The sequence below is a fragment of the Allobosea sp. R86505 genome, from assembly GCF_042466375.1.
In the GTDB taxonomy this organism is placed as follows: Bacteria; Pseudomonadota; Alphaproteobacteria; order Rhizobiales; family Beijerinckiaceae; genus Allobosea.
Genome location: NZ_JAXHPY010000001.1, coordinates 1585949 through 1607726 on the forward strand (window position 1 = coordinate 1585949; position 21778 = coordinate 1607726).

21 protein-coding genes are annotated in these 21778 nt (G+C 68.6%); 5 read left to right on the forward strand and 16 right to left on the reverse strand.

All coding sequences use genetic code 11. The features are described 5' to 3' along the window. Positions 1-52 precede the first annotated feature (52 nt). Entirely contained in the window at positions 53-814 is a 762-nt protein-coding gene (locus SJY11_RS07575; protein WP_376985989.1) for a sulfite exporter TauE/SafE family protein, read from the reverse strand. A 174-nt stretch (positions 815-988) separates the two neighbouring features. On the opposite strand from SJY11_RS07575, the gene SJY11_RS07580 reads away from it, so the two are divergent. Next, entirely contained in the window at positions 989-2899 is a 1911-nt protein-coding gene (locus SJY11_RS07580) for a propionyl-CoA synthetase (RefSeq protein ID WP_376985990.1), read from the forward strand. A gap of 22 nt (positions 2900-2921) precedes the next feature. Here SJY11_RS07580 and SJY11_RS07585 read toward each other — a convergent pair whose 3' ends face one another. After that, positions 2922-3806: an MBL fold metallo-hydrolase gene (locus tag SJY11_RS07585; RefSeq protein WP_376985991.1), complete on the reverse strand. Its 885-nt coding sequence runs from the start codon at positions 3804-3806 to the stop codon at positions 2922-2924. A gap of 47 nt (positions 3807-3853) precedes the next feature. After that, entirely contained in the window at positions 3854-4579 is a 726-nt protein-coding gene (locus SJY11_RS07590) for a DUF1013 domain-containing protein (RefSeq protein ID WP_376985992.1), read from the reverse strand. Positions 4580-4839: 260 nt separating this feature from the next. Here SJY11_RS07590 and SJY11_RS07595 point away from each other — a divergent pair, with 260 nt between their 5' ends. Both SJY11_RS07595 and rcdA read left to right on the forward strand, forming a co-directional pair. Continuing rightward, positions 4840-5040 carry a DUF1192 domain-containing protein gene (locus SJY11_RS07595; RefSeq protein WP_376985993.1) on the forward strand — a complete coding sequence of 67 codons (201 nt, stop codon included), beginning with the start codon at positions 4840-4842 and terminating at the stop codon, positions 5038-5040. A gap of 291 nt (positions 5041-5331) precedes the next feature. Continuing rightward, positions 5332-5859 (forward strand): protease adaptor protein RcdA, encoded by a 528-nt coding sequence (rcdA, locus tag SJY11_RS07600; RefSeq protein WP_326905751.1) that lies wholly within the window; start codon positions 5332-5334, stop codon positions 5857-5859. Positions 5860-5974: 115 nt separating this feature from the next. Here rcdA and rpmE read toward each other — a convergent pair whose 3' ends face one another. Continuing rightward, positions 5975-6211: a 50S ribosomal protein L31 gene (gene rpmE, locus SJY11_RS07605; protein WP_192643908.1), complete on the reverse strand. Its 237-nt coding sequence runs from the start codon at positions 6209-6211 to the stop codon at positions 5975-5977. Positions 6212-6359: 148 nt separating this feature from the next. Here rpmE and SJY11_RS07610 point away from each other — a divergent pair, with 148 nt between their 5' ends. Then, complete coding sequence (locus tag SJY11_RS07610) at positions 6360-8138, forward strand: ABC transporter transmembrane domain-containing protein (RefSeq protein ID WP_376985994.1); 1779 nt, start codon at positions 6360-6362, stop codon at positions 8136-8138. 19 nt (positions 8139-8157) lie between these two features. Here the strand turns inward: SJY11_RS07610 and SJY11_RS07615 are convergent, their stop codons facing one another. From SJY11_RS07615 to SJY11_RS07665, 11 genes are all read right to left on the reverse strand, one after another. Then, positions 8158-9147 carry a tetratricopeptide repeat protein gene (locus tag SJY11_RS07615; RefSeq protein WP_376985995.1) on the reverse strand — a complete coding sequence of 330 codons (990 nt, stop codon included), beginning with the start codon at positions 9145-9147 and terminating at the stop codon, positions 8158-8160. A 98-nt stretch (positions 9148-9245) separates the two neighbouring features. Beyond that, positions 9246-10421, reverse strand: coding sequence for a tetratricopeptide repeat protein (locus SJY11_RS07620; RefSeq protein ID WP_376985996.1), 1176 nt, complete (start codon positions 10419-10421; stop codon positions 9246-9248). 288 nt (positions 10422-10709) lie between these two features. Then, entirely contained in the window at positions 10710-11126 is a 417-nt protein-coding gene (locus SJY11_RS07625; protein ID WP_376985997.1) for a DUF1036 domain-containing protein, read from the reverse strand. A gap of 123 nt (positions 11127-11249) precedes the next feature. Further along, on the reverse strand, positions 11250-12098 hold the full coding sequence (locus tag SJY11_RS07630; protein WP_376985998.1) for an urea carboxylase-associated family protein: 849 nt from the start codon (positions 12096-12098) through the stop codon (positions 11250-11252). Positions 12099-12125: 27 nt separating this feature from the next. Beyond that, positions 12126-12428, reverse strand: coding sequence for a c-type cytochrome (locus SJY11_RS07635; RefSeq protein WP_376985999.1), 303 nt, complete (start codon positions 12426-12428; stop codon positions 12126-12128). 23 nt (positions 12429-12451) lie between these two features. Further along, complete coding sequence (locus SJY11_RS07640) at positions 12452-13468, reverse strand: peptidoglycan -binding protein (RefSeq protein WP_376986000.1); 1017 nt, start codon at positions 13466-13468, stop codon at positions 12452-12454. Between the two features lie 5 nt (positions 13469-13473). Then, a complete protein-coding gene (locus tag SJY11_RS07645; RefSeq protein WP_376986001.1) occupies positions 13474-14484 on the reverse strand; it encodes a flagellar motor protein MotA in 1011 nt (336 codons plus the stop codon). Between the two features lie 122 nt (positions 14485-14606). Further along, complete coding sequence (locus SJY11_RS07650) at positions 14607-15392, reverse strand: inositol monophosphatase family protein (protein ID WP_376986002.1); 786 nt, start codon at positions 15390-15392, stop codon at positions 14607-14609. A gap of 144 nt (positions 15393-15536) precedes the next feature. After that, on the reverse strand, positions 15537-16460 hold the full coding sequence (locus SJY11_RS07655) for a tetratricopeptide repeat protein (protein ID WP_376986003.1): 924 nt from the start codon (positions 16458-16460) through the stop codon (positions 15537-15539). Continuing rightward, positions 16457-17113: a thiamine phosphate synthase gene (locus SJY11_RS07660; RefSeq protein ID WP_376986004.1), complete on the reverse strand. Its 657-nt coding sequence runs from the start codon at positions 17111-17113 to the stop codon at positions 16457-16459. Before SJY11_RS07660 ends, SJY11_RS07655 begins: the two co-directional genes overlap by 4 nt. Continuing rightward, positions 17110-18264 (reverse strand): benzoate/H(+) symporter BenE family transporter, encoded by a 1155-nt coding sequence (locus SJY11_RS07665; protein WP_376986005.1) that lies wholly within the window; start codon positions 18262-18264, stop codon positions 17110-17112. Before SJY11_RS07665 ends, SJY11_RS07660 begins: the two co-directional genes overlap by 4 nt. A gap of 186 nt (positions 18265-18450) precedes the next feature. On the opposite strand from SJY11_RS07665, the gene SJY11_RS07670 reads away from it, so the two are divergent. Beyond that, positions 18451-20454 carry a PhoX family protein gene (locus tag SJY11_RS07670; protein ID WP_376986006.1) on the forward strand — a complete coding sequence of 668 codons (2004 nt, stop codon included), beginning with the start codon at positions 18451-18453 and terminating at the stop codon, positions 20452-20454. 218 nt (positions 20455-20672) lie between these two features. Here the strand turns inward: SJY11_RS07670 and fba are convergent, their stop codons facing one another. After that, entirely contained in the window at positions 20673-21749 is a 1077-nt protein-coding gene (gene fba, locus SJY11_RS07675) for a class II fructose-bisphosphate aldolase (RefSeq protein WP_376986007.1), read from the reverse strand. Positions 21750-21778: the final 29 nt, after the last annotated feature.

Genomic DNA, 21778 nt, shown 5'->3' on the forward strand with positions numbered 1-21778 from the left:
CGTAATCCATCCCTTTGTCCGATAGGGCGCAAGGGGGCACGGGCGCATCACGTCAGAGCCAGTGCAGTCCCTTCAGCCCGTCATAGGTCAGTTTCAGCCCGACCAGCAGGAGCAGGCTGTAGATGATCCGGTAGAAGCGCTTCACCGGTACCTTCCGGACCAGCCAGACGCCCGCCACCGTCGAGACGATGGCGACCGGCAGCAGCGCCAGCGAGGCTGTGAGGTTGTCGGCGGTGAACTGGCCGAGCGCGATGTAGGGAAAGACCTTGATGACGTTGATCAGCGCGAAGAAGATCGCGCCGGTGCCGACGAAGACGGCCGGCGGCAGCCGCAGCGGCATGGTGTAGATCTGGTAGGGCGGCCCGCCGGCATGGGCGATCATGCTGGTGAAGCCCGAGAGCGCGCCCCAGAACGTGCCTTGCGGGTAGTTCGATCGCGTCGGCGGCAACTCCGCCTTGCCGCCGGAGACGAGATTGCGAAGCGCGAACACGACCGAGATCAGCCCGATCGCCAGCACGACCGCACCATCAGCGACGCGCGCCGCCAGCAGATAACCTGCGAAGATGCCGAGCGCGGCGCCGGGCAGCAGCGTCGCCAACGTGCGCCTGTCGAAGTCGCGGCGGTAGGACCAGACGGTCACGACATCCTGCGACATCAGCACGGGCAGCATGATCGCGGCGGCCGTCACCGGCGAGACGACCTGCGCCATCAGCGGCAGCGAGAGAAGCCCGAGCCCCGAGAAGCCGCCCTTGGAAAGCCCCATCAGGATGACCGCCGGCACCATGGCGGCGAAGAAAGCGGGGTCGAGCAGCATGTCGGGAGGGGTCCGAAAGGCGAAGGCGGGCAATTGCGCCAGATCAACCGTGGCATTTCCCGAAGCGCGGTAGAAGATCAAGGGTGCAGGGGTGTCATGTGCGAAAGTCGCTCTCGACGGCGCGCCGCGCCTCTGTGAAGGGATGGCGACAACAAAAAGCGAGGGGAGGGTGCCATGACGGAGCAGGGCCGCTACGGCGAGGTCTACGGGCGCTGGCAGGCTGATCCGGAGGGGTTCTGGGCGGAGGCCGCGCAGGCGATCGACTGGATCTCGCCGCCGCAGCGCATCTTCGATGCCTCCCAGGGCGCCTATGGCCGCTGGTTCCCCGACGCGACCTGCAACACCTGCTTCAACGCGCTCGACCGGCATGTGCGCGACGGGCGCGGCGAGCAGCCGGCACTGATCCATGACAGCCCGGTCACGGGAACCAAGACCGTCTTCAGCTATGCGCAGATGCTGGACGAGGTCGGGGCGCTCGCGGCGGTGCTGCAGGATCTCGGCGTCAGCAAGGGCGACCGGGTCGTCCTGTACATGCCGATGGTGCCGGAAGCGGCCTTCGCCATGCTCGCCTGCGCGCGCATCGGCGCGGTGCATTCGGTCGTGTTCGGCGGCTTCGCGGCCAAGGAACTGGCGACGCGCATCGAGGATGCCAAGCCGCGCGTGATCCTGGCCGCGACCTGCGGCATCGAGCCCAGCCGCGTCGTCGAATACAAGCCGCTGCTCGACCAGGCGATCGAGCTCTCCGCGCACAAGCCGCAGACCTGCCTGATCCTGCAGCGGCCGCAGGTCGAGGCCTCGATGCATGCCACCCGCGACAAGAACTGGCGCATGCTGGTCGCGGCCGCCAAGGCGCAGGGGCGACGGGCCGAATGCGTCCCCGTCGCGGCGACCGACCCGCTCTACATCCTCTACACCTCCGGCACGACGGGTAAGCCCAAGGGCGTGGTGCGCGACAATGGCGGCCATATGGTCGCGCTGAAGTGGACGATGGACAATCTCTACGGCGTGAAGCCGGGCGAGGTGATGATCACGGCGTCGGATGTCGGCTGGGTCGTCGGCCACAGCTACATCGTCTATGCGCCGCTGATCCAGGGCGCGACCTCGGTGCTCTACGAGGGCAAGCCGGTGGGCACGCCCGATGCCGGCGCCTTCTGGCGGCTGATCGCCGAGCACAAGGCGGTCGTGCTGTTCACGGCGCCCACCGCCTTCCGCGCCATCCGCAAGGAGGACCCCCAGGCGAGCCTGCTGCCGGCCTATGACCTCTCGCGGTTCCGGGCGCTGTTCCTGGCCGGCGAGCGGGCCGATCCCGACACGCTGATCTGGGCGCAAGACATCCTGAAGGTGCCGGTGATCGACCATTGGTGGCAGACCGAGACGGGCTCTCCGATCGTCGGCAATCCACTCGGACTCGAGTTGCTCCCGGTGAAGCCGGGCTCCCCGACGGTGCCGATGCCGGGCTACGACGTGCAATGCGTCGACGAGGGCGGGCGGCCGGTGCCGCCGGGCACGATGGGCGCGATCGTGATCAAGCTGCCGCTGCCGCCCTGCGCCCTGCCCACCCTGTGGCAGGCCGACGAGCGCTTCGTCGAATCCTATCTCTCGGCCTTCCCGGGCTTCTACAACACCTCGGATGCCGGCTTCATCGACGCCGACGGCTATGTCTTCATCATGGGGCGCACCGACGACATCATCAATGTCGCGGGCCACCGCCTCTCGACGGGGGGCATGGAGGAGGTTCTGGCCTCGCATCCCGCCGTGGCCGAATGCGCCGTGGTGGGCATCCGCGACGCGCTCAAGGGCGAGCAGCCCTGCGGCTTCGTCGTGCTCAAATCCGGCATCACCCAGAGCCCCGACGCGGTCGAGCGCGAGTTGGTCGCGCTGGTGCGCGAGAAGATCGGCCCCGTCGCCGCCTTCCGGCTGGCGCTGACGGTCGGGCGGCTGCCCAAGACGCGCTCCGGCAAGATCCTGCGGGCGACGATGAAGAAGATCGCCGATGGCGAGGACTACGCCATGCCGGCGACGATCGAGGACCCGGCGGTGCTGGACGAGATCGGGCTGGCGCTGAAGGCGAAGGGGCTGGGGTAGTGCGCCTGCGCGGATCGCAGGGCTAGAAGCCGATGGTCGCGCCGTTCCATCGGAGCAGGCGCTGCGGCCAGTCCAGCCGCATCAGATCCTCGCCGATGATCAGCGGCCCGGCATAGCCGCTCGCGCGAATCTCCTCCGCGACCAGCGCGGTATCGGCAGCGGGCGGCACGATGTGCGTGATCGCCAGCGCCCTGGCGCCGCTCCTGCGTGCCAGATCGCCCACCACCTGCGGCGTCATGTGGTAGCTCTTCACGGCTGCAACGGTGGCGGCCGTGCGGATGCCGGCGACGACCGGCATCTGGCTCTCGACATAGACTTCGCTGACGAGCAGATCGCAGTTCTCGGAGGCCTGCTCGAGCGTCGGGGTGAGGCGGGTGTCTCCGGAGAAAACGATCCGGCTCGTGCCGTCGCCGAGCGTCAGCCCGAAGGCCGGCTCCACCGGCTTGTGGTCCACCAGGAACGCCGTCACCGAGAGGCCCTGGAGTCCGGCGACCGGCCCTTCCTGCAGTTCCTCGAAGACGACATCGAGACCGCTGGCGTCCGGGCGCTGCTCGAAGGCGATGCGCAAGCGGCGTTCGCGCGCGAAGGCCTCGTACTGGTCCCGCAGATTGGCCAGTGCGGGGGCCGGCGCCAGCACGCGCCAGGGGCGGTTGCGGCCTTGATGCCAGGAGGAGATGACGAGCTGATAGAAATCGACCAGGTGGTCGGAATGCTCGTGGGTGACGATGAGCAGGTCGATGTCGGCGCCGCGATGGCCGCTCGCGACAAGCCGCTGGCTGACACCCGAACCGCAATCGATCAGCAGCTTGCAGCCGCCGGCCTCGACGAGATGGGAGGGACCGGCGCGCCGCAGGCTGACAGGCGGCGCGCCGGTTCCCAGAAAGGTGAAGGCCAGTCCGGCACTCATTCCGGCAAGGTGTCAGCGCGAGCGGTTCTCGGCAAGCCGCATACGCCTCAGGCCTCGTCGTCCTCGTCGACCGGACGCTTCATCTGCTTGAGCTTGGCGAAGACGGAATCGACGTCGATCGCTGCCTCTTCCTCGCGCTTGGGCTTGCCCATGTCGGTGAAGGTCTGGCTGAGCGGTGCGGGCTCCGGCGCCGTGGTTTCCTCGGCCGGCAGCAGGGTCGAGCCGATCTCGGCGATCATGGCCGGGCGGTCCTTGGCGGCGCGGCCGACTTCGAAGTCGAGATCGATCTGCGAGCACAGGCCGAGGCTGACCGGGTCGATCGGCGAGAGCGTCTGCGCGTTCCAGTGGGTGCGGTCCCGGATCTGCGCGATCGTCGACTTGGTCGTGCCGATCAGGCGAATGACCTGCGCGTCCTTGAGCTCGGGATGGTTGCGGAGCAGCCAGAGGATGGCGTTGGGCCGGTCCTGCCGCTTCGAGACGGGGGTGTAGCGCGGCCCCTTCGTCTTCTTCATCTCGGGCACCTTCACCTTGCGCTCGGCGAGCTTGAGGTGATGGGCCGGGTTGGCGGCGGCGCGCTCGAGTTCCTCGCGGGTGAGCTGCCCGGAGTTGATCGGGTCCAGCCCCTTGATGCCGGCCGCGACCTCGCCATCGGCGATGCCGCGCACCTCGAGCGGGTGGAGTTTGCAGAACTCGGCGATCTGCTCGAAGGTCAGGGACGTGTTCTCGACCAGCCAGACCGCGGTGGCTTTCGGCATCAGCGGAGGTAACGACACGGGCTGTCTCCTGGAATCTCGGAATCCGGCGCTTTGCCGGGGCAACGTCGCGGACAATAGCTCTCGGGCGCCGACCGGCCTCTTCGGCCGGCCATCCAAATCATCGACGATGAACAGGATGGCCGGCTTATAGGGGAGGCGGGGGCGGCTGTCCAAGAAAAAGAGCCGGCGAGACGCCTCGCCGCAGCGGTGGCGCGGGCCGCTCGCGGGACGTAATCTGCCGGGATCGTCACGCGGGCGATCTTGCAGGGGAGGCGCCGATGTCGCTGTTTTCCGATGATGACCGGCCCAAGCCCAAGCCCGTCCACGAGATCGGGCAGGATCTGTCGATGCTGTCCCTGGCCGAAATCGACCTGCGGGTGGCGGCGCTCCAGGCCGAGATCGAGCGGCTGGCGGAGGCGCGGGCGAAGAAGGACGCCTCGCGCAGCGCGGCCGACGCCTTCTTCCGGAAACCCGACTGAAAAAGCGGCGGAAGGCGCCTGCGTTAAGGGGCTCTTAACGATTCCAAAGTATGAATCATATCATCCAGTTTGTCTGGATGCGAGTGGCTCCTGCCCGCTCTGTTTGACGCCTCCCTGTTGACCTTCGAGCCGCCTCCGGGCGGCTCTTTTTTATGGTCTCTACCCGCGTTAAGGTTAACCGGACGTTACCGGCGCGGCGCCTGCCCATCGGCGCTATCCTTGCGACAACGGCGGCATGAGCCGTGACGTGTGCCATGCGGACACGGCGTTGTGCCGATGGGAGACAAGGCCATGAACGACCTGCTGATCCGCGAGACTGCGAGTGAAGACGGTGCGATCTCCTTCGCGCGCGGCTTCGTGAAGTCCGATGCCTTCATGGTGCTGTTCCGCGAGGGGATGGGGCTGGTCGAGAACACCGCCGCCTATCTCGACGGCGAGGGCCGCACCCAATCCGCGGCGCTGCCGCGCGAGGTCGCGCTCAGCTATGCGACCGAAAGCATGCGGCTGACGACGCGGCTGATGCAGATCGCCTCCTGGCTCCTGGTCCAGCGCGCCGTCGCCGAGGGCGAGATGACTGCCGAACAGGCGCGCGCCGAGAACGCCAAGGTCCGCATCCCCGAGACCGGCGTGTCGGGCACGCCCGCCGAGCTGGAGCGCCTGCCGCAGGGCCTGAGCGACCTCATTGCCCATTCCTTCCGGCTGCAGGCCCGCATCCGCCATCTCGAGGGCCAGATGAACACGGCCGCTCCGGCCGAGAAGGCCAATCCGGTCCAGGACCAGCTCGCCAGCCTGCACGCCCGCCTCGGCCTCGCGCTCTGATTTCGCCGCGCGGCCGATCGCCGCGCCGAGCACCGCCACAAAACGAAACGGCCCGGTCGAAAGACCGGGCCGTTCTTGATTCAGATCAGCGCGGGCGGGCGCACCCGCCGGCAGATCACTTCTTGCCGAGCGCGCCGATCGCGGAGAAGCGCGAATTGAAGCGCGACACGCGGCCGCCACGGTCGAGCATCTGCTGCGAGCCGCCGGTCCAGGCCGGATGCGTCGTCGGGTCGATGTCGAGGTTCAGCGTATCGCCCTCCTTGCCGAGCGTCGAACGCGTGAAGTATTCCGTGCCATTGGTCATGACGACCTTGATGGTGTGGTAGTCGGGGTGGATGCCGGTCTTGGCCATGGCTAAATCCTCAAACGTCGAAAACGGGCGTGGTCGACAAGCAGGCAAGCCTGCCCGGCCCGTCGAAAAATTCGTATGAGCCTGTCGTGAAGTCGCGTGCACATATCTCAGCCGGGCCGACAGCGCAAGCAGAACAGGACAAAGACGCGTGCCCGCAGCCGAAAAAGACAACACCAAAACACGGCCCGACTTCCGCTCCCTGGCGTCCTTCTGGCCCTATGCGCTGAGATACCGCAAGCGTATTGCGCTGGCGCTGCTGGCCCTCGTCATCGCCTCGGCGGCGACGCTGGCGCTGCCGGTGGCGGTGCGGCGGGTGATCGATGTCGGCTTCTCCGGCGGCGAGCAGCAGCTCGCCAACAGCTATTTCGTGCTGCTGATCGGCGTGGTCGCGGTGCTGGCGCTGGCGAGCTCGGCGCGGTTCTACCTCGTCATGACGGTGGGCGAGCGCATCGTGGCCGATCTGCGCGCCGACGTCTTCGCGCATCTGACGCGGCTGGAGCCCGCCTTCTTCGATTCGAGCCGGGCCGGCGACCTAGTCTCGCGGCTGACCGCCGACACGACGCAGATCAAGTCGACCTTCGGCTCGACGGCCTCGATCGCGCTGCGCAACGTGATCATGACGATCGGCGCGCTCTCGCTGATGATCGCGACCAGCCCGCAACTCGCGGCGATCGTGATCGGCGCGATCCCGCTGATAGTGCTGCCGCTGGTCTTCTCCGGGCGCTCGGTGCGCCGGCGCGCCCGGGCGGCGCAGGACCGGCTCGCCGACGCCTCCGCCTTCGCCTCGGAGGCGATGGGCGCGATCCGCACCATGCAGTCCTTCGGCGCGGCGCGACAGACGGCCACCCGCTTCGGCCAGGCCTCGGACGAGGCTTATGGCGCCTCGCGCGCCGCGACGGCCTCGCGCGCGCTGCTCTCGGGCGTCGCGATCTTCCTGGTCAGCGCCAGCGTGGTCTGGGTGCTGTGGACGGGCGCGACGGAGGTCTTCGAGGGGCGGATGAGCGGCGGGCGGCTGTCGCAGTTCCTGCTCTATGCCGTGCTGGCGGCGAGTTCGCTCGGCCAGCTTTCGGAGGTCTATGGCGACGTCTCTGCGGCGGCTGGCGCGGCCGGGCGGCTGGGAGAGATCCTCGCCCTGAAGCCGGCCATCGCCGCCCCGCCGAACCCGGCGCCGATGCCGGAGCCGGCGCGCGGCGAACTCGCTTTCGAGGGCGTCTCCTTCAGCTATCCCGGCCGCAGCGTCCAGGCGCTGTCGGACCTCACCTTCTCGGTGCGGGCCGGCGAGCGGGTGGCGCTGGTCGGGCCCTCGGGCGCCGGCAAGAGCACGGTGCTGCAACTGGCGCTGCGCTTCTACGATCCGGCCGCCGGACGCGTCGTGGTCGACGGCATGGCCGGGCCGCAGGTCGACCCCGAGGCCTGGCGGCAGCGCTTCGCGCTGGTGCCGCAGGAGCCGACCGTGTTCGGCGTCTCGGTGCGCGACAACATCGCCTATGGCCGTCCCGAGGCGACGCTGGCGCAGGTTGAGGAGGCGGCGCGGCTGGCGGCGGCCGACGGCTTCATCCGGGAGCTGCCACAGGGCTACGACACCGTCGTCGGCGAGCGCGGCGTGACGCTCTCGGGCGGGCAGCGGCAGCGGCTGGCGATCGCGCGGGCGGTGCTGAAGGACGCGCCGATCCTGCTGCTCGATGAGGCCACGAGCGCGCTCGATTCCGAGAGCGAGCGGGCGGTGCAGGATGCGCTCGACGCGCTGATGAAGGGCCGCACCACACTGGTCGTGGCGCACCGCCTCGCCACCATCCTCTCGGCCGACCGCATCCTGGTGATGGAGGACGGCCGCGTCGTCGAGGAGGGGACGCATGCCGAGCTCAAGGCCCGCGGCGGGCTCTATGCGCGGCTGGCGGCGCTGCAGTTCGGGCTGGAGGCGGCTTAGAGGTGGACCGGGCGGCGGTTCACAGCGGCCGGCTCAGACCGCGTCCGCAGGCCGCGTTGCCGAAACAGGCCATGACGGCAGCGTCGAGTTGGGATGAGCGCTGTCCGTCGAGGACCACATCGGGCATCCCATTGTGGCGCAGGAAGATCTGAAGCCGGAGAATCGCCCTGATGCCGCCCTTGTCGAGGACATAGGCGACGTCCTTCATCGCATCCTCCCCGCGACCGGCAGACGCCAGCAGCATCGCCCGCTGATAGGTCAGCCGTCCGAAGTCGTGATACTCCACGGGCATTCGGTAGGGCCCGCCCGGCGGGCCGATCAGCTTGTCGAGGTCAGCGAGCGCCTCGTCGGTCTTGCCGGCGCCGATCTTCGCAAGCACGCGGATGGTCAGCGTGGTCGGGTCTTCGGGACGCGCCTGCTGCACGCGGTCGGCATCCGCGACCGCGGCTTCCAGGCGGTTTTGCCGGAGATGCAGAGCGGCCCGGGTTTCCCGTGCCCTGACATTGCCGGCGTCGCGGACGGCGACGTCGAGATCCGCGATCGCCTTGTCGCTCTGGCCGAGGGCGATCAGGATCGAGGCACGAATCCAGCGGGCGTCCGGATCGTCGGGCATCGCCGCCAAGGCGGTCTCGATCTCGCGCAGTGCCTCCGGCAAGCGTCGCATCTGCAGATGCAGATAGGCGAGCGAACTCCTGACCAGGGCGTTGTCGGGAGCGGCCTTGATGGCCGCGTCCAGATCCTGTTGCGCGCCCTTGGGATCGCCCATGCTGAGCCAAAGGCGGGCGCGGAAATGCAGCGCTTCGACGGCGGTCGGCTCGGCCGCGATTGCCTTGCCGAGTTCTTCCTTGGCCGCATCCAGCCGCACGAGCGCGAGCAGCTTGCGCGCGCGCTCGAAACGGGCGGCCGCCGCCGTCGCGGCGGGAAGGCCGGTCGTGTCCAGGGCGGGCGGATCGCAGGCGCCCTGGTGCTGGGCGAGGCCGCCAGCGTCGCAGGTCGCTCCGCCCATCATGCGGAAAGGTCCGGACAAACCAGCATCGTTCGCCGCAGCGCAGGGCAAGGCGGCCGATAGGAGCAACAGCGACAGAAGGGCAAGGCGCTTCATGACCGTCAATGCTCCCGGCACTGGGGATCGAGCGAACAGGCCTTGAGTGCGTCCCGGAGCAGGGGCGTCATCTCCGTCGGAGGCTGTCGACTGGGGAAGTAGCCGGCCATCTGGAGGCGGTCGAGATGCTTTGGAATGAGCGACGGGTCGCGATCCAGGGCCGTGGTGAAATCGGCGAAGGCTTCGTCGAAGCGCCCGAGTTGCGTCAGCGCGTTCCCACGGATTTCGTAGGCTACCCCCTCGCTATCGTCGATGACGATGGCTCGCTCTGAGGCTTCCAGGGCATCTGTCGATCGCTTGAGGCGAAGCAACAATTCGGCTCGGGCTGAATGGAACCAGGCTCGATGCGATTGGGTGTCGACCAGCCTGTCAAAGTCGCGCAGCGCATCGGTTTCACGGCCAACCTTGCCGAAGAGAAAGGTACCCCGGGCAAGATAAGATTGAGGCCCTTCCTTGTAGGCGACGGCCGCGTTCAGATCCGCCTCCGCTTCGGCGGTTTGGCGGCGGGCATTGAAGAGTTTCGCCCGCTCTTCCAGAGCGACGATGTGGAAATCTTCGGGCAGGCCGTCGCGGCCGCGGTAGCTGACGCGGTCGAGGCTCTTGCGCGGCAAGGCCACCAGCGCGTCGGCATCTTTGAAGGCCTCCTGCCAGCGACCGAGTTCCGCATAGGCTCGCAGCCGGAAAAGCAGCCCGAAAGGTTGCTTCGGGTCTATCCTGAGGGCCTTGTCGAGCAGCTTGAGCCCATCGGGCTGGCCGGACTCGATCATCAGATTCCCGATGCTGACCAAGGCACGCGTATTCCGTTCGTCGAGTTGGAGCGCGGTTTGCAGATCGGCGACGCCGCCTTCGAAATCGGTACGGTTGAAACGGGCGCTGGCCCTGCTGGCATAGAGGTCGCCGTTCTTCGGCTGCAGCACGATTGCGGCTTCGTAATCTTGAAGAGCGAGTTGTGCCGCGCCGGTACGGTCGCGCCCCTTTCCACGGATGTGCAGGGCTTCGGCCTGCGCTTTGGGGCTGAGCTTGGCGGTGTCGAGGCGTGCGCTGCAGGGGGCCTCCACCGAGGCCGGATCGGTCTCCATCCGCTCGACCGTGCAGAGATTTGGGCCGCGCGCCCAGGCAGGCGCGGCCATGACGCCCAGCAGACCTGCCAACAGCAGTGGAATGGAAAGCGGCAGAGCCATCGCCGGAGGTCTCCCTAGGGTCGATCTCCTTCTTAGGCGATGTCGCTCTAATGCCGGGTCAAGGCGAACGCTAAAGGCGATGCTGCGCGGTTTACGAAGCCGCAATGATCGGCAATTGAGGCTTTCTCCGACGGCATCCTCGCCACGGACCCCTGGTGATGGAGGACGGCCGCGTCGTCGAGGAGGGGACGCATGCCGAACTCAAGGCCCGCGGCGGGCTCTATGCGCGGCTGGCGGCGCTGCAGTTCGGTCTGGAGGCGGCGTGAGCGCAGCCTTTAGGGCCCGCGCTCAGGAGGTCAGGTTGATCGTGTACTTGCCTGCGTTGGGTACCGTGCCCTTGAAGCCGACGCTGCGTTCGCCAGAGGCGCAGGTGCCGCCGACGATCTCGCGGGTGATGGCGCGGGAGGGCACGCAGAAGGTCTTGTCGACGCCGGATTTGCCCGGCCAGTGATAGGTCCGGCCCTCCTTCTCGGCATAATAGTAGAACAGCGCGGTGTTCCAGCGCGCGACGCTCTTGCAGCCTCCGGCGGGAATCGTCTGCCAGGCGGTCAGCGTCCATTTCCTGGTCGTCTGGGGGACATGGGCCAGCGCGGTGAAGATCTTCGAGCCGGTCTTGTTGCAGAAGACAATCTCGGTCTGCTGCTGCTGGGCGAGAGCCGGCGTGCCGACCGACATCATGGCGGCGAAGGCCACCAAGGCTACCATCCTCATCAAAATCCCCCACCCATCGAAACTCAGTCCCGCGCATATCTGACTTCCGCCGGGGCAGCCTTGTCAAACCCGCCGTTCGGGCGTCCGCGAAGAGGGCTGCGGGTCGGTTCCGGGGGCTCAGAGCCCATGCGTGCGCGGGTAGGCACTGGGCTGAGGCGAGGTCCAGCCGGTGAGCAGCTCCGGCTCGGTGCGGAAGATCTCGACCTTGAGCGGGTAGCAGGCGGCGACGTCGCTGGAATGCGTCGTGCTGCAATCGCCGCCCGGGCAGGCGGAGAGCGCGCCGAGCAGGTCGATCTCGGCGAAGAACTCGAGGAAGTCGCCCGGGCGCACCGGGCTCGCCTTCATGAAGTATTGATGCGTGCCGCGGGTGAAGCCGGTGCACATGAAGACGTTGAGCACGTCGTGGACATGCATCTCCGCCTCCCTGACCGGCAGCCCCTTCGCCCTGGCGAGGGCCCGCGTCAGGTTCGAATGGCAGCAATGGTGGTAGTCGCCGCCGGACAGCAGGCGGTTGGTGTAGGGGTCGCAGCGCGTGCCGATCACGTCATGGACGGCGCCGCCATCGGCGTCGATGCCGTACCAGGCGAGCGTGTCGTGGGTGATGGTCGCGAGCGGCCGCAGGGACGGCAGGCTGCTCCAGAGCCGGTCGCCGGTCGAGACATGGGTGGCGTGGAGCTGGCGCGTCTTGCCGCTGAAGAAGCGCTCGGACAGGTCGTTGATGTTCCAGAGGTTGAGATCGCCGACCTGCGGGCCGTCGACGCCCACGATCCGGAAGAAGTGGCCGGCCGGGACCTCGAAGGCCTCCGCGTCGCGCGGCGCGACGATGATCTCGTCGATCTTCGTGAGCTGCTCGCGTGCCCGCGACAGCAGCGCCATGTCGGGCTTCGGCAGGCTCTCGACGGGGTAGCAGATGGTCAGCGGCCGGGAGCGGCGGGCGGCGGCGTCGGCGGGCTCTGCGAAAGGCATGGCGGGCTCCGGTCGGCGGTGGTCAGGTCAGCGCGGCGGCAGCGCCGCGTAATAGGCTGCGAGCGCCGCGATCTCCTGGACGCTCATATGCCGGGCCATGTAGCGCATCTCCTTATGCGCGCGCTTGCCGCTCCGGAAGGCCATCATCTGGTTGAAGAGGTAGCGCTCGTTCTGGCCGGCGAGGTGGGGCACCTCGGTGTCGCGCGCGATGCCATCCTCGCCATGACAGGCGGCGCAATCGTCCACCACGGATCGGCGGGGCTCGGCCAGCGCGGGGGCGCTGGTCGCCGCAGCCGACAGGGCGAGCAGCATCACGGCCATCCACGCCATCGCCCGCCCTCCCGTCACGCGCCTCACCGCTCGGTGATCTTGAACTCGATGCGGCGGTTGCGGCGCCAGGCATCGTCGGTGTTGGCGACGTCGAGCGGCTGGTTGTCGCCAAAGCCCGTCGCAGCGATGCGATCGGCCGGGATGCCCTTGCTCACCAGATATTCGACGACCGCGATGGCGCGGCCGGCCGAGAGATGCCAGTTCGACGGGAACTGCGCCGAGCGGATCGGCCGGTTGTCGGTGTGGCCGTCGACGCGCAGGATCCAGGGCAGATCGGGCGGCATCTCGCGGCCGAGATCGGCGATGATGGCGCCGAGCTTGTCGAGTTCGCCGCGTCCTTCGGGCTTGAGCACGGCCTGGCCGGCATCGAAGAAGACCTCGGACTGGAAGACAAAGCGGTCGCCGACGACGCGGATGTCGGGCCGCGTGCCGAGCACCTGGCGCAGGCGGCCGAAGAAGTCCGAACGGTAGCGCGCCAGTTCCTGGACGCGCTGCGCCAGCGCCACGTTCAGCCGCGAGCCGAGCTCGGAGATGCGGGCCTGGGCCTCCTTGTCCTTTGCCTCGGAGGCGCTCAGGGCCTCTTCCAGCGCGGCGAGTTGCCGGCGCATGGCGAGGATCTGCTGGTTGACGAGTTCCACCGTCGCCTGGGCGCGGGCAGAGAGCTGCCTTTCGGCATCGAGCGCCTTCTGCGCCTCGCCGAGCTGGGCCGCCTGGTTGCCGGGCTGGGCGGCGAGCATGTCCTGGATGCGGCTGCGCTCGGCCTGCTCGCGCGTCAGCGAGGATTGCAGGAGCGTCAGGCTCTCCTGCGCCTGGCGGTTCGAGGCGCGCTCGAGCGCGAGCAGGTCGGTCAGCTCCGAGATCTGCTGGTTCAGCCGCTCGAGGGCGGTGTCCTTGCCGGTCAGCTCCTGCGACAGGAAGAACTGCCCGAGCACGAAGACCGAGAGCAGGAAGACGATGCCGATCAGCATCGTCGAGAGCGCGTCGACGAAGCCCGGCCAGAAATTGACCTCGTCGCGGCGATGGGAGCGGGAGAGGGCCATCGCCGTCAGGGCTCCATCACATTGTCGGCGGTGAGGCGTTCGAGCAGACGCTTCATGTCCTTCTCACGGGCGGCCTGGGCCTCGACCCAATCACGGATCAGCTGCTGCTCGGAGCGCATGTGCTGGACGAGCCCCTGGATGCCCTCGGCGAGACTGGCGAGCGCCTGCGTCGCGGCGCGGTTGTTGGCGCCGCTCTCGGCCATGGCTGCACCGAGCCGGTCGAGCCGGTCACCGAGCGGGTCGCCCGCCAGCGGCTGGAGGCCGGGCAGGCTCGCACCGCCGGTGCGGGTGCCGAGCCAGCTTTCCATCTCGTTGCGGAAGCGCCTCTGCGCCTGGGCGACCTGCAGTTCGAGGAAGCCGAGGATCAGTGAGCCGGCGATGCCGAAGAGCGAGGAGGAGAAGGACAGGCCCATGCCGGCGAGCGGCGCGGCGAGGCCGGCCTTGAGCTCGTCGAAGAGCACGCCGGCCTCGGCGCCGGTGCGCAGGCTCTTGATGACGTTGCCGACCGAGGACACGGTGTCGAGCAGGCCCCAGAAGGTGCCGAGCAGGCCGAGGAAGACGAGCAGGCCGGCGAGATAGCGCAGCACCTCGCGGCCGTCATCGAGCCTCACCGCGACCGATTCGAGCACCGTCGCGGCCTGGGCGGGCGCGAGGCTGCGGCTGTCGAGCGCGGCCAGGACGGGGCCGAGCGGCGCGATGACCTGGCCGCGGCGAATCTGGGCGGCGCCGGGGTCGGCGGCGAGTCGGGTGGCGGCGCGGGCCTCGGCATGGATGCGCCAGAGTTCGCGCAGCGCGATCAGCACGCCGACGAAGAGCGATCCGAGGATCAGGCCGTTCAGGCCCGGATTGGTCATGAAGGCGGTGATCAGCCCGCCTTGGAGGATGAAGCCGAGGAAGCCGATCAGCGCGAGGAAGACGAGGGCACGGATGACATAGCGCAGCGGCCGCGAGAAACGCGTCTCGTCCCGCGGGGGCGCGGCCGCGTCGCGTTCGGCCGCCAGATCCTCAGTCGCCATGCTTAATCTTCCGTTCGTCACCGTGACGGGTGGGACTGTCGCTTCCCATGCCGCGATGATCAAGCGCGAAAGATCAAGGAGATATGACCTAAGCGCGGGCTGTTGCCGCGATGCTCCTCGGCTCAGGCCGCCTTGAGCGCCGCGCGCAGGGCCTGCTCGCCGATCTCGTTGCCACAGATGATGTCGCGCGCCATCGTGGGCAGCTTGCCGTCGAGCGTGCCGAAGGTTCCGCCCGCCTCGCGGATCATCACCGCGCCGGCCGCGAAGTCCCAGGTGTTCAGGTCGCGCTCCCAATAGGCGTCGAAGCGGCCGGCCGCGACATAGGCGATGTCGAGCGCGGCGCAGCCCATGCGGCGGGCGTTGGAGAATCGGGTCATCACCGTCCCGAGCTCGCGCAGGAAGAGCGGGTGGCCGCCCTTGCCGATATGGGGCACGCCCATGCCGACGAGCATCTCGGTCGGCTCACGCCGGCCCGAGACGCGCATGCGGCGGTTGTTGACATAGGCGCCCTTGCCCTTCTCGGCGATGAAGAGCTCGTCCTTGGCGGCGTCGTAGATCACGCCGGCGACGAACTGGTTGTCGCGCTCCAGCGCCACCGAGATGTTCCAGTGCGGGATGCCGCGCAGGAAGTTGTGCGTGCCGTCGAGCGGGTCGATGTGCCAGCGGTTGCTCTCGTCGGTGCCGGCGACGCTGCCGGCCTCCTCCATGACGAAGCCGTAGCCGGGCCTCGCCTTCTCCAGCGAGGCGCGGATGATCTCCTCCGCCTTGGTGTCGGCTTTCGAGACGAAGTCGCCCGGGCCCTTGGCCAGCACCTGCAGGTTCTCGACCTCGCCGAAATCGCGCTTGAGCGAGCGGGACGCCTTCATCACGGCGTCGGTCATCACGGTCATCAGGGGGGAGCGGATCATCGGTAACCTCGTTCGCGCCGTTTCGGCGCAGCAGGCGGATCTCGGCAGGCGAGCATCCGGTTCAGACAGCGGGCCCGGGGTCCGAGGCGGGGGGCGCGCTCGGGGTGAGGGCTTGAAAAAACTCGCCCGTCACTTGCTCGCCTGTCAGGGCGACGTCAAGGCCGCGCCCTCGATGCGGTCGGCGGCAAGCCGGGCGGCGCGGCCCTGCTGCTCGGGGTTGAGGCGGTCGAAGAGCTGGGCCAGGGCCGGATCGTCGAGGCCCCGCGCCCGCGCCGCCAGATGCCAGGCGGCAGCCTCGATCGAGTCGGGGGGAATGCCCCGCCCGCTCTGGTAGAGCCGCGCGATGCGGTTCTGCGCGATCGGGTTGCCCTTGCCGGCAGCGCGCAGGAACAGCTTCGCGGCCGCGGTCTCGTCGGCCGCAACGCCGGTGCCGTTGAACAGCATGATCGCATATTCGATCTCGGCGGGCAGGTGGCCGGCCGCGGCAGCCTCGCCCATCCAGCGCGCGGCCTGTTCGTCGCTGCGGGGCATGCCGCGGCCCTGCCGCGCCAGGGTCGCCAGCGCATGCAGCGCGTCCGGGATCCCGCCCTTCGCCGCGATCCCGAGGCTCTTGATCGCACGCGCCTCGTCGTCGGGCTGGCCGGTGGCGAGCCAGGCGAGGGCGAGGTTGTAGTTCGCAGCCGGATGGCCGGCCTCGGCCGCGCGGCGCATCAGGACGGAGGCGCGGTCCGGATCCCGCCGCGGGCCGGTGGTGTCGAGCAGGGCGACGGCGAGCGCATAGGCGGCGTTGATGTCGCCGCGCTCGGCGGCGCGCTCGTACCATTCGGTGGCGACCGTCTGGTCGGGCCGCACGCCCAGCCCCTGGCGATAGATCTCGCCGACCAGCGTCATCGCCGCGGCGTCCTTGCTGTCGGCCTCGATGCGCTTCAGCGCTTCCGCCAAGGCGCGGCGGTAATGGCCGGTCTGGTAGGCGGCATAGGCGGCGTCGCGCTCGGCCGCCCCGGCGGGATGGGGGAATGCAAGGCCGGCCAGCAACAGGCCGGCGAGGGCCCGGCGGCAGCGCCTCATCGCACCGCGGCCCTGCGGAGCCCGCAGGCGGCGATGGCCTCGTTGGCCTCGCCGACGATGGTGCGGATGTCGCTGCCCTCCGCGAAGGCCCAGTCGCCCAGCGCGATGAACTCCGCCCCGGTCTCGGCGAGCGCGGCGACCGAGCCGGCGTCGGGCGCATAGGCGACGCAGGGCGTCTGGAAGATCTCGGCCCACCAGCCGGCGCGCTCGATCACGGCCGGCAGCGGCGGCATCGAGCCGTCCGGGCGGGGCTCGCCGAAGAGAACGTAGTCGACGCCGGCCTCGCCGACATCCATGGCGTCGTGGCGGGCGCGCAGGCCGCCGGCGCCGATGATGCGCTCGCGCTTGAGGCTGGAGCGCGCCTCGGCGATCGCATCCGGCCCGCCGGTCAGGTGGACGCCATCGGCCCCGCCGCGCGTCGCGACGAGGGCGCTGTCCTCGACGACGAGCGCGACATTGGCGGCCTGGACCGGGCCGGCGAGGCGTTTCACACGCTCGATGCGGCTGCGCTCGTCGCCGGGCGCGAGCCGCAGCAGCACGGCCGCGATGTCGCCGCCGGCCTGGGCCTGCATGAGCCTGAAGGCCATCGCGTCGGCATCCGCCACGAGCGGGGTGACGAGCATCAGGCGGGTGGGGGGAGAGGTCGTGGTCATGATCTTGCGCGCAAACGGCCCGCGATGGCGTCCAATGTCAAGACTCCAAGGCCGGCAACGAGGCTCCAGAAGGCCGAGCCGACGCCGAACAGAGCCAGGCTGGAGGCCGCGACGGCGAAGGTGACGACCGCGGCGAAGCGATGCCCGTCCGAGGAGGTCGCCTGCGTCAGGGCGCCGGTCAGCGAGCCGACGAGGCCGAGGCCGGCGACCGCGACGATCAGCGCCTTGGGCATGGCGAGGATGAGGGCGAGCAGCAGCCCCGCGGTCGCGGCGATGGCGAGCCAGGCGAGGCCGTAGACGATCCCGGCCTTCCAGCGTTGCGCGGGATCGGGATGGGTATCGGGCCCGGTGCAGATCGAGGCTGATATCGCCGCCATGTTGACCATATGGGCGCCGAAGGGGGCGGTGAGGAAAGAGGCCAGGCCCGTGACGAAGAGGCAGGCCGGCACGGGCGGCTGGTAGCCGGCCGCACGGAGCACGGCGAAGCCGGGCAGGTTCTGCGCCGCCATGGTGACGAGATAGAGCGGGATGCCGATGCCGAGCATGGCGGCGGTATCGAAGCGTGGTGTGACGAATTCGAGGCCGGAGAGGGCAAGCCCGCCCGCCGGCCACGTCGCCAGCCCGCCGGCGAAGCTGAGGACGATGCCGGCCGCGAGCGCGGCGATGACGCCGAGGAAGGGATTGACCAGCCGCGCCAGCAGGAACACCGCCAGTAGCGGCAGGACGAGGCCGGGCGACACCCGCATCTCGTCGAAGACCGCGACGACGAAGCGGAAGATCACGCCTGCGAGCATGGCGGCGGCGATCGGCATCGGGATCTTCTCGATCAACGCTCCCAGCGGACGGAAGGCGGCGGTCAGCATCATCAGCGCGGCCGCGAGCAGGAAGGCGCCGACGGCGGCGGCCATGTCGAGCCCGCTGCTGGCGGCGATGAGCGCGGCGCCCGGCGTCGACCAGGCGCAGATGATCGGCAGGCGGTGGCGCCAGGAGAGCCAGAGGCTGGCGGCGCCCTTGGCGAGCGCGAGCCCCGCGACCCAGGACACGGTCTGGGCGGGCGTCGCGCCGAGCGACTCCGCCGCCGCCAGCACGACCGCGACCGAGGCGGCGAAGCCGACGAAGACTGCGACGAAGGCTGAGAAGACGAGGGACATGCGGGTCCTGCGCGGCGGAAGGGCGCTCCTTCAACCAGAAACAGCTTTCGACCGGAAGGGGCTGCGCGGGCGATGGGCATGTCCCGCGTGCGTTGCCGGAAGGCTGCCGTCACCGCCGCGTCACGGCGACAGTCTATCGCTGGAGTTCGTCCAATGCCAATCTGATCCTTCGCCAGGACCGCAGCCATGACCGACGAAACGCGCTACGAATCGACCTTCGGCGCCAGCCTGCTCGAGCATGAGGATGCCGAGCCGCAGAACCTCAGCGACAACGCCACGATGGGCGAGTTGATCTCGCAACGCTTCTCGCGCCGCGGGCTGCTGAAGGGGGCGCTGGCGGTGTCCGCGATCTCCGCGACCGTCGGCACGGTGGCGCTGGCCACCGCCGATGCGGCGAGGGCCCAGGCCGGCGGCTCGGCCTTCGCCTTCAAGGAGGTCGAGGCCGGCGTCGATGCCGACCATCATGTCGCCGAGGGCTATGACGCGCAGGTGCTGCTGCGCTGGGGCGATCCGGTCACTGCCGATGCGCCCGCCTTCGACCCGACGAAACAGACGCCGGAGGCCCAGGCCAAGCAGTTCGGCTACAACAACGACTTCGTCGGCTATTTGCCGATGCCGGGCGCGGCCGACCCGTCCGCCCATGGCGTGCTCTTCGTCAATCACGAATACACCAACCCGCATCTGATGTTCCCGGGCGTGGTCGAGATGAAGGACGGCAAGCCGGTGCTGAAGAATGCGACGCCGGAGCGCTACCGCATCGAGGCGATGGCGCATGGCGCGACCGTCGCCGAGATCCGTCGCACCGACGGCCAATGGGCGCTGGTGAGGGATTCGAAGCTCAACCGGCGCATCACGGTCGCCACAGAGATGCAGCTCTCGGGCCCCGTCGCGGGAACCGACCGGGTGAAGACCGGCACTGATGCCACCGGCCGCAAGGTTCTCGGCACGCTCAACAACTGCGCCGGCGCGATGACCCCCTGGGGCACCTTCGTCTCGGGCGAGGAGAACTTCCACGGCTATTTCTCCGGCAAGCTGCCGGAGGGGCATCGCGAGGAGGCGAATTACAAGCGCCTCGCACTCCCGTCCTCGCCTTATGCCTGGGGCCGTTTCGAGGACCGGTTCGACGTTTCCAAGGAGCCCAACGAGCCCAACCGCTTCGGCTGGGTCGTCGAGGTCGACCCGTTCGATCCGACCTCCGTGCCGAAGAAGCGCACGGCGCTCGGGCGCTTCAAGCATGAGGGCGCGGACATGATCGTGGCGAAGGACGGCCGCGTCGTGGTCTATCTCGGCGACGACGAGCGCTTCGACTACGTCTACAAGTTCGTCACGGCGGGCCGCTTCGACGCCGCCAACCGCGCCGCCAATCTGGATCTGCTCGATTCCGGCACGCTTTACGTCGCCAAATTCGCGGCGGACGGCATGGTCGAATGGCTGCCGCTCGTCTTCGGACAGGGCCCGCTGACGGCCGCCAACGGCTTCCAGAGCCAGGCCGATGTGCTGCTCGAGACCCGCCGCGCCGGCGACCTGCTCGGCGCCACCAAGATGGACCGGCCCGAGGACATCACGCCCAACCCGGTGACGGGCAAGGTCTATGTGATGCTGACCAACAATACGCGCCGGACCGAGGAACAGGTCGATGGTGCCAATCCGCGAGCCAAGAACGCCTTCGGCCACATCATCGAGATCATCGAGGATGGCGGCGATCACACGCAGAACAAGGGTCGCTGGGAAATCCTGCTGAAATGCGGCGATCCTTCAGTCGCAGAGCTCGGCGCGACCTTCTCCACCGACACGACCAAGAGCGGCTGGTTCGGCATGCCCGACAATTCGGTGGTCGATTCCGCCGGGCGGCTCTGGGTTTCGACCGACGGCAACGGCCCGAAAGCGACCGGGCGCACCGACGGGCTCTGGGCGGTGGACACGGAGGGCGGCGCGCGCCGGACCTCGAAGCTGTTCTACCGCGTGCCGCATGGCGCCGAGCTCTGCGGCCCCTGCTTTACGCCGGACGACACCACGGCCTTCGTGGCGGTGCAGCACCCCGGCGATGATGGCCCGGACTGGCCGGAGTTCGGTCGCCGCTCCTATTACGAGGATCTCTCGACGCGCTGGCCGGACTTCAAGCCGGACATGCCGGTGCGGCCGTCGGTGGTGGCGATTACCCGCAAGGGCGGGGGGAAGATCGGGGTTTGAGCTGGCGTCGCTTTACGGTGGCCTGGACGATCGAGCGCGGGGAACCCTCTCCCGTAGGGAGAGGACAGGGTGAGGGGTCGGCGGTTTGACGCTGCGGCCGGACCTAACAGCGCTCTTCTGCAAGCTGCGCGCTCAACTGGTCCAGGGGCCAGCACCTCTCCCCTACCCCTCTCCTTGCGGGAGAGGGGCTTCCCGCACCTTTCCTTGAGGTATTGAACTCAGGCCGCCTTGCCGAAGGTCGGGTCGAGATCGCCCTTGGCGTAGCGCTTGGCCATCTCGGCGGTGGTCAGCACGCGCTTGATCTTGCTGGCCTGGCCGGCGGTGTTGAACTCCTGCAGGCGCTGCTTGCAGAGCTTCGTCATCGCCTCCATGGCGGGCTTGAGATATTTGCGCGGATCGAACTCGCCGGGATGCTCGGAGAGAATTTTCCGGATCTGGCCGGTCATCGCCATGCGGTTGTCGGTGTCGATGTTGATCTTGCGGACGCCGTGCTTGATGCCGCGCTGGATCTCCTCAACCGGCACGCCCCAGGTCTGGGGCATCTTGCCGCCATACTGGTTGATGATGTCCTGGAGGTCCTGCGGCACCGAAGAGGAGCCGTGCATGACGAGGTGCATGCTCGGCAGCTTCTTGTGGATCTCCTCGATGACATGCATCGCCAGGATCGCGCCGTCGGGCTTGCGGGTGAACTTGTAGGCGCCATGCGAGGTGCCCATGGCAATGGCGAGCGCATCGACCTTGGTCTCGGCGACGAATTTCACCGCCTCGTCCGGATTGGTCAGGAGCTGGTCATGGGAGAGCTTGCCCTCGAAGCCGTGGCCATCCTCCTTCTCGCCCTCGCCGGATTCCAGCGAGCCGAGCACGCCGAGCTCGCCCTCGACGGAGATGCCGCCGAGATGGGCCATTTCGGTGACGGTGCGGGTGACGCCGACATTGTAGTCCCAGTCGCCCGGGGTCTTGCCGTCGGCCTTCAGCGAGCCGTCCATCATGACGGAGGTGAAGCCGGCCTGGATCGCGGTCATGCAGGTCGCCGGCTCGTTGCCGTGGTCGAGATGCACACAGACGGGGATGTGCGGGTAGATCTCGGTGACCGCGTCCATCATGTGCTTGAGCATGATGTCGTTGGCGTAGGAGCGCGCGCCACGCGAGGCCTGGATGATGACGGGCGCGTCGGTGGCGTCCGCGGCCGCCATGATCGCCAGCGCCTGCTCCATGTTGTTGATGTTGAAGGCGGGCACGCCGTAATCGTTCTCGGCGGCATGGTCGAGCAGTTGGCGAAGCGTGATACGGGCCACGTTGGCACTCCCCTTGAGGCATGGATATG

Bases quoted from the DNA above. Each gene is read 5' to 3' on its own strand.
- SJY11_RS07575 (WP_376985989.1), bottom strand. From the start codon at position 814: ATGCTGCTCGACCCCGCTTTCTTCGCCGCCATGGTGCCGGCGGTCATC.
- SJY11_RS07580 (WP_376985990.1), top strand. From the start codon at position 989: ATGACGGAGCAGGGCCGCTACGGCGAGGTCTACGGGCGCTGGCAGGCT.
- SJY11_RS07585 (WP_376985991.1), bottom strand. From the start codon at position 3,806: ATGAGTGCCGGACTGGCCTTCACCTTTCTGGGAACCGGCGCGCCGCCT.
- SJY11_RS07595 (WP_376985993.1), top strand. From the start codon at position 4,840: ATGTCGCTGTTTTCCGATGATGACCGGCCCAAGCCCAAGCCCGTCCAC.
- rcdA (WP_326905751.1), top strand. From the start codon at position 5,332: ATGAACGACCTGCTGATCCGCGAGACTGCGAGTGAAGACGGTGCGATC.
- rpmE (WP_192643908.1), bottom strand. From the start codon at position 6,211: ATGGCCAAGACCGGCATCCACCCCGACTACCACACCATCAAGGTCGTC.
- SJY11_RS07615 (WP_376985995.1), bottom strand. From the start codon at position 9,147: ATGATGGGCGGAGCGACCTGCGACGCTGGCGGCCTCGCCCAGCACCAG.
- SJY11_RS07620 (WP_376985996.1), bottom strand. From the start codon at position 10,421: ATGGCTCTGCCGCTTTCCATTCCACTGCTGTTGGCAGGTCTGCTGGGC.
- SJY11_RS07625 (WP_376985997.1), bottom strand. From the start codon at position 11,126: ATGGTAGCCTTGGTGGCCTTCGCCGCCATGATGTCGGTCGGCACGCCG.
- SJY11_RS07630 (WP_376985998.1), bottom strand. From the start codon at position 12,098: ATGCCTTTCGCAGAGCCCGCCGACGCCGCCGCCCGCCGCTCCCGGCCG.
- SJY11_RS07635 (WP_376985999.1), bottom strand. From the start codon at position 12,428: ATGGCGTGGATGGCCGTGATGCTGCTCGCCCTGTCGGCTGCGGCGACC.
- SJY11_RS07640 (WP_376986000.1), bottom strand. From the start codon at position 13,468: ATGGCCCTCTCCCGCTCCCATCGCCGCGACGAGGTCAATTTCTGGCCG.
- SJY11_RS07645 (WP_376986001.1), bottom strand. From the start codon at position 14,484: ATGGCGACTGAGGATCTGGCGGCCGAACGCGACGCGGCCGCGCCCCCG.
- SJY11_RS07650 (WP_376986002.1), bottom strand. From the start codon at position 15,392: ATGATCCGCTCCCCCCTGATGACCGTGATGACCGACGCCGTGATGAAG.
- SJY11_RS07655 (WP_376986003.1), bottom strand. From the start codon at position 16,460: ATGAGGCGCTGCCGCCGGGCCCTCGCCGGCCTGTTGCTGGCCGGCCTT.
- SJY11_RS07660 (WP_376986004.1), bottom strand. From the start codon at position 17,113: ATGACCACGACCTCTCCCCCCACCCGCCTGATGCTCGTCACCCCGCTC.
- SJY11_RS07665 (WP_376986005.1), bottom strand. From the start codon at position 18,264: ATGTCCCTCGTCTTCTCAGCCTTCGTCGCAGTCTTCGTCGGCTTCGCC.
- SJY11_RS07670 (WP_376986006.1), top strand. From the start codon at position 18,451: ATGACCGACGAAACGCGCTACGAATCGACCTTCGGCGCCAGCCTGCTC.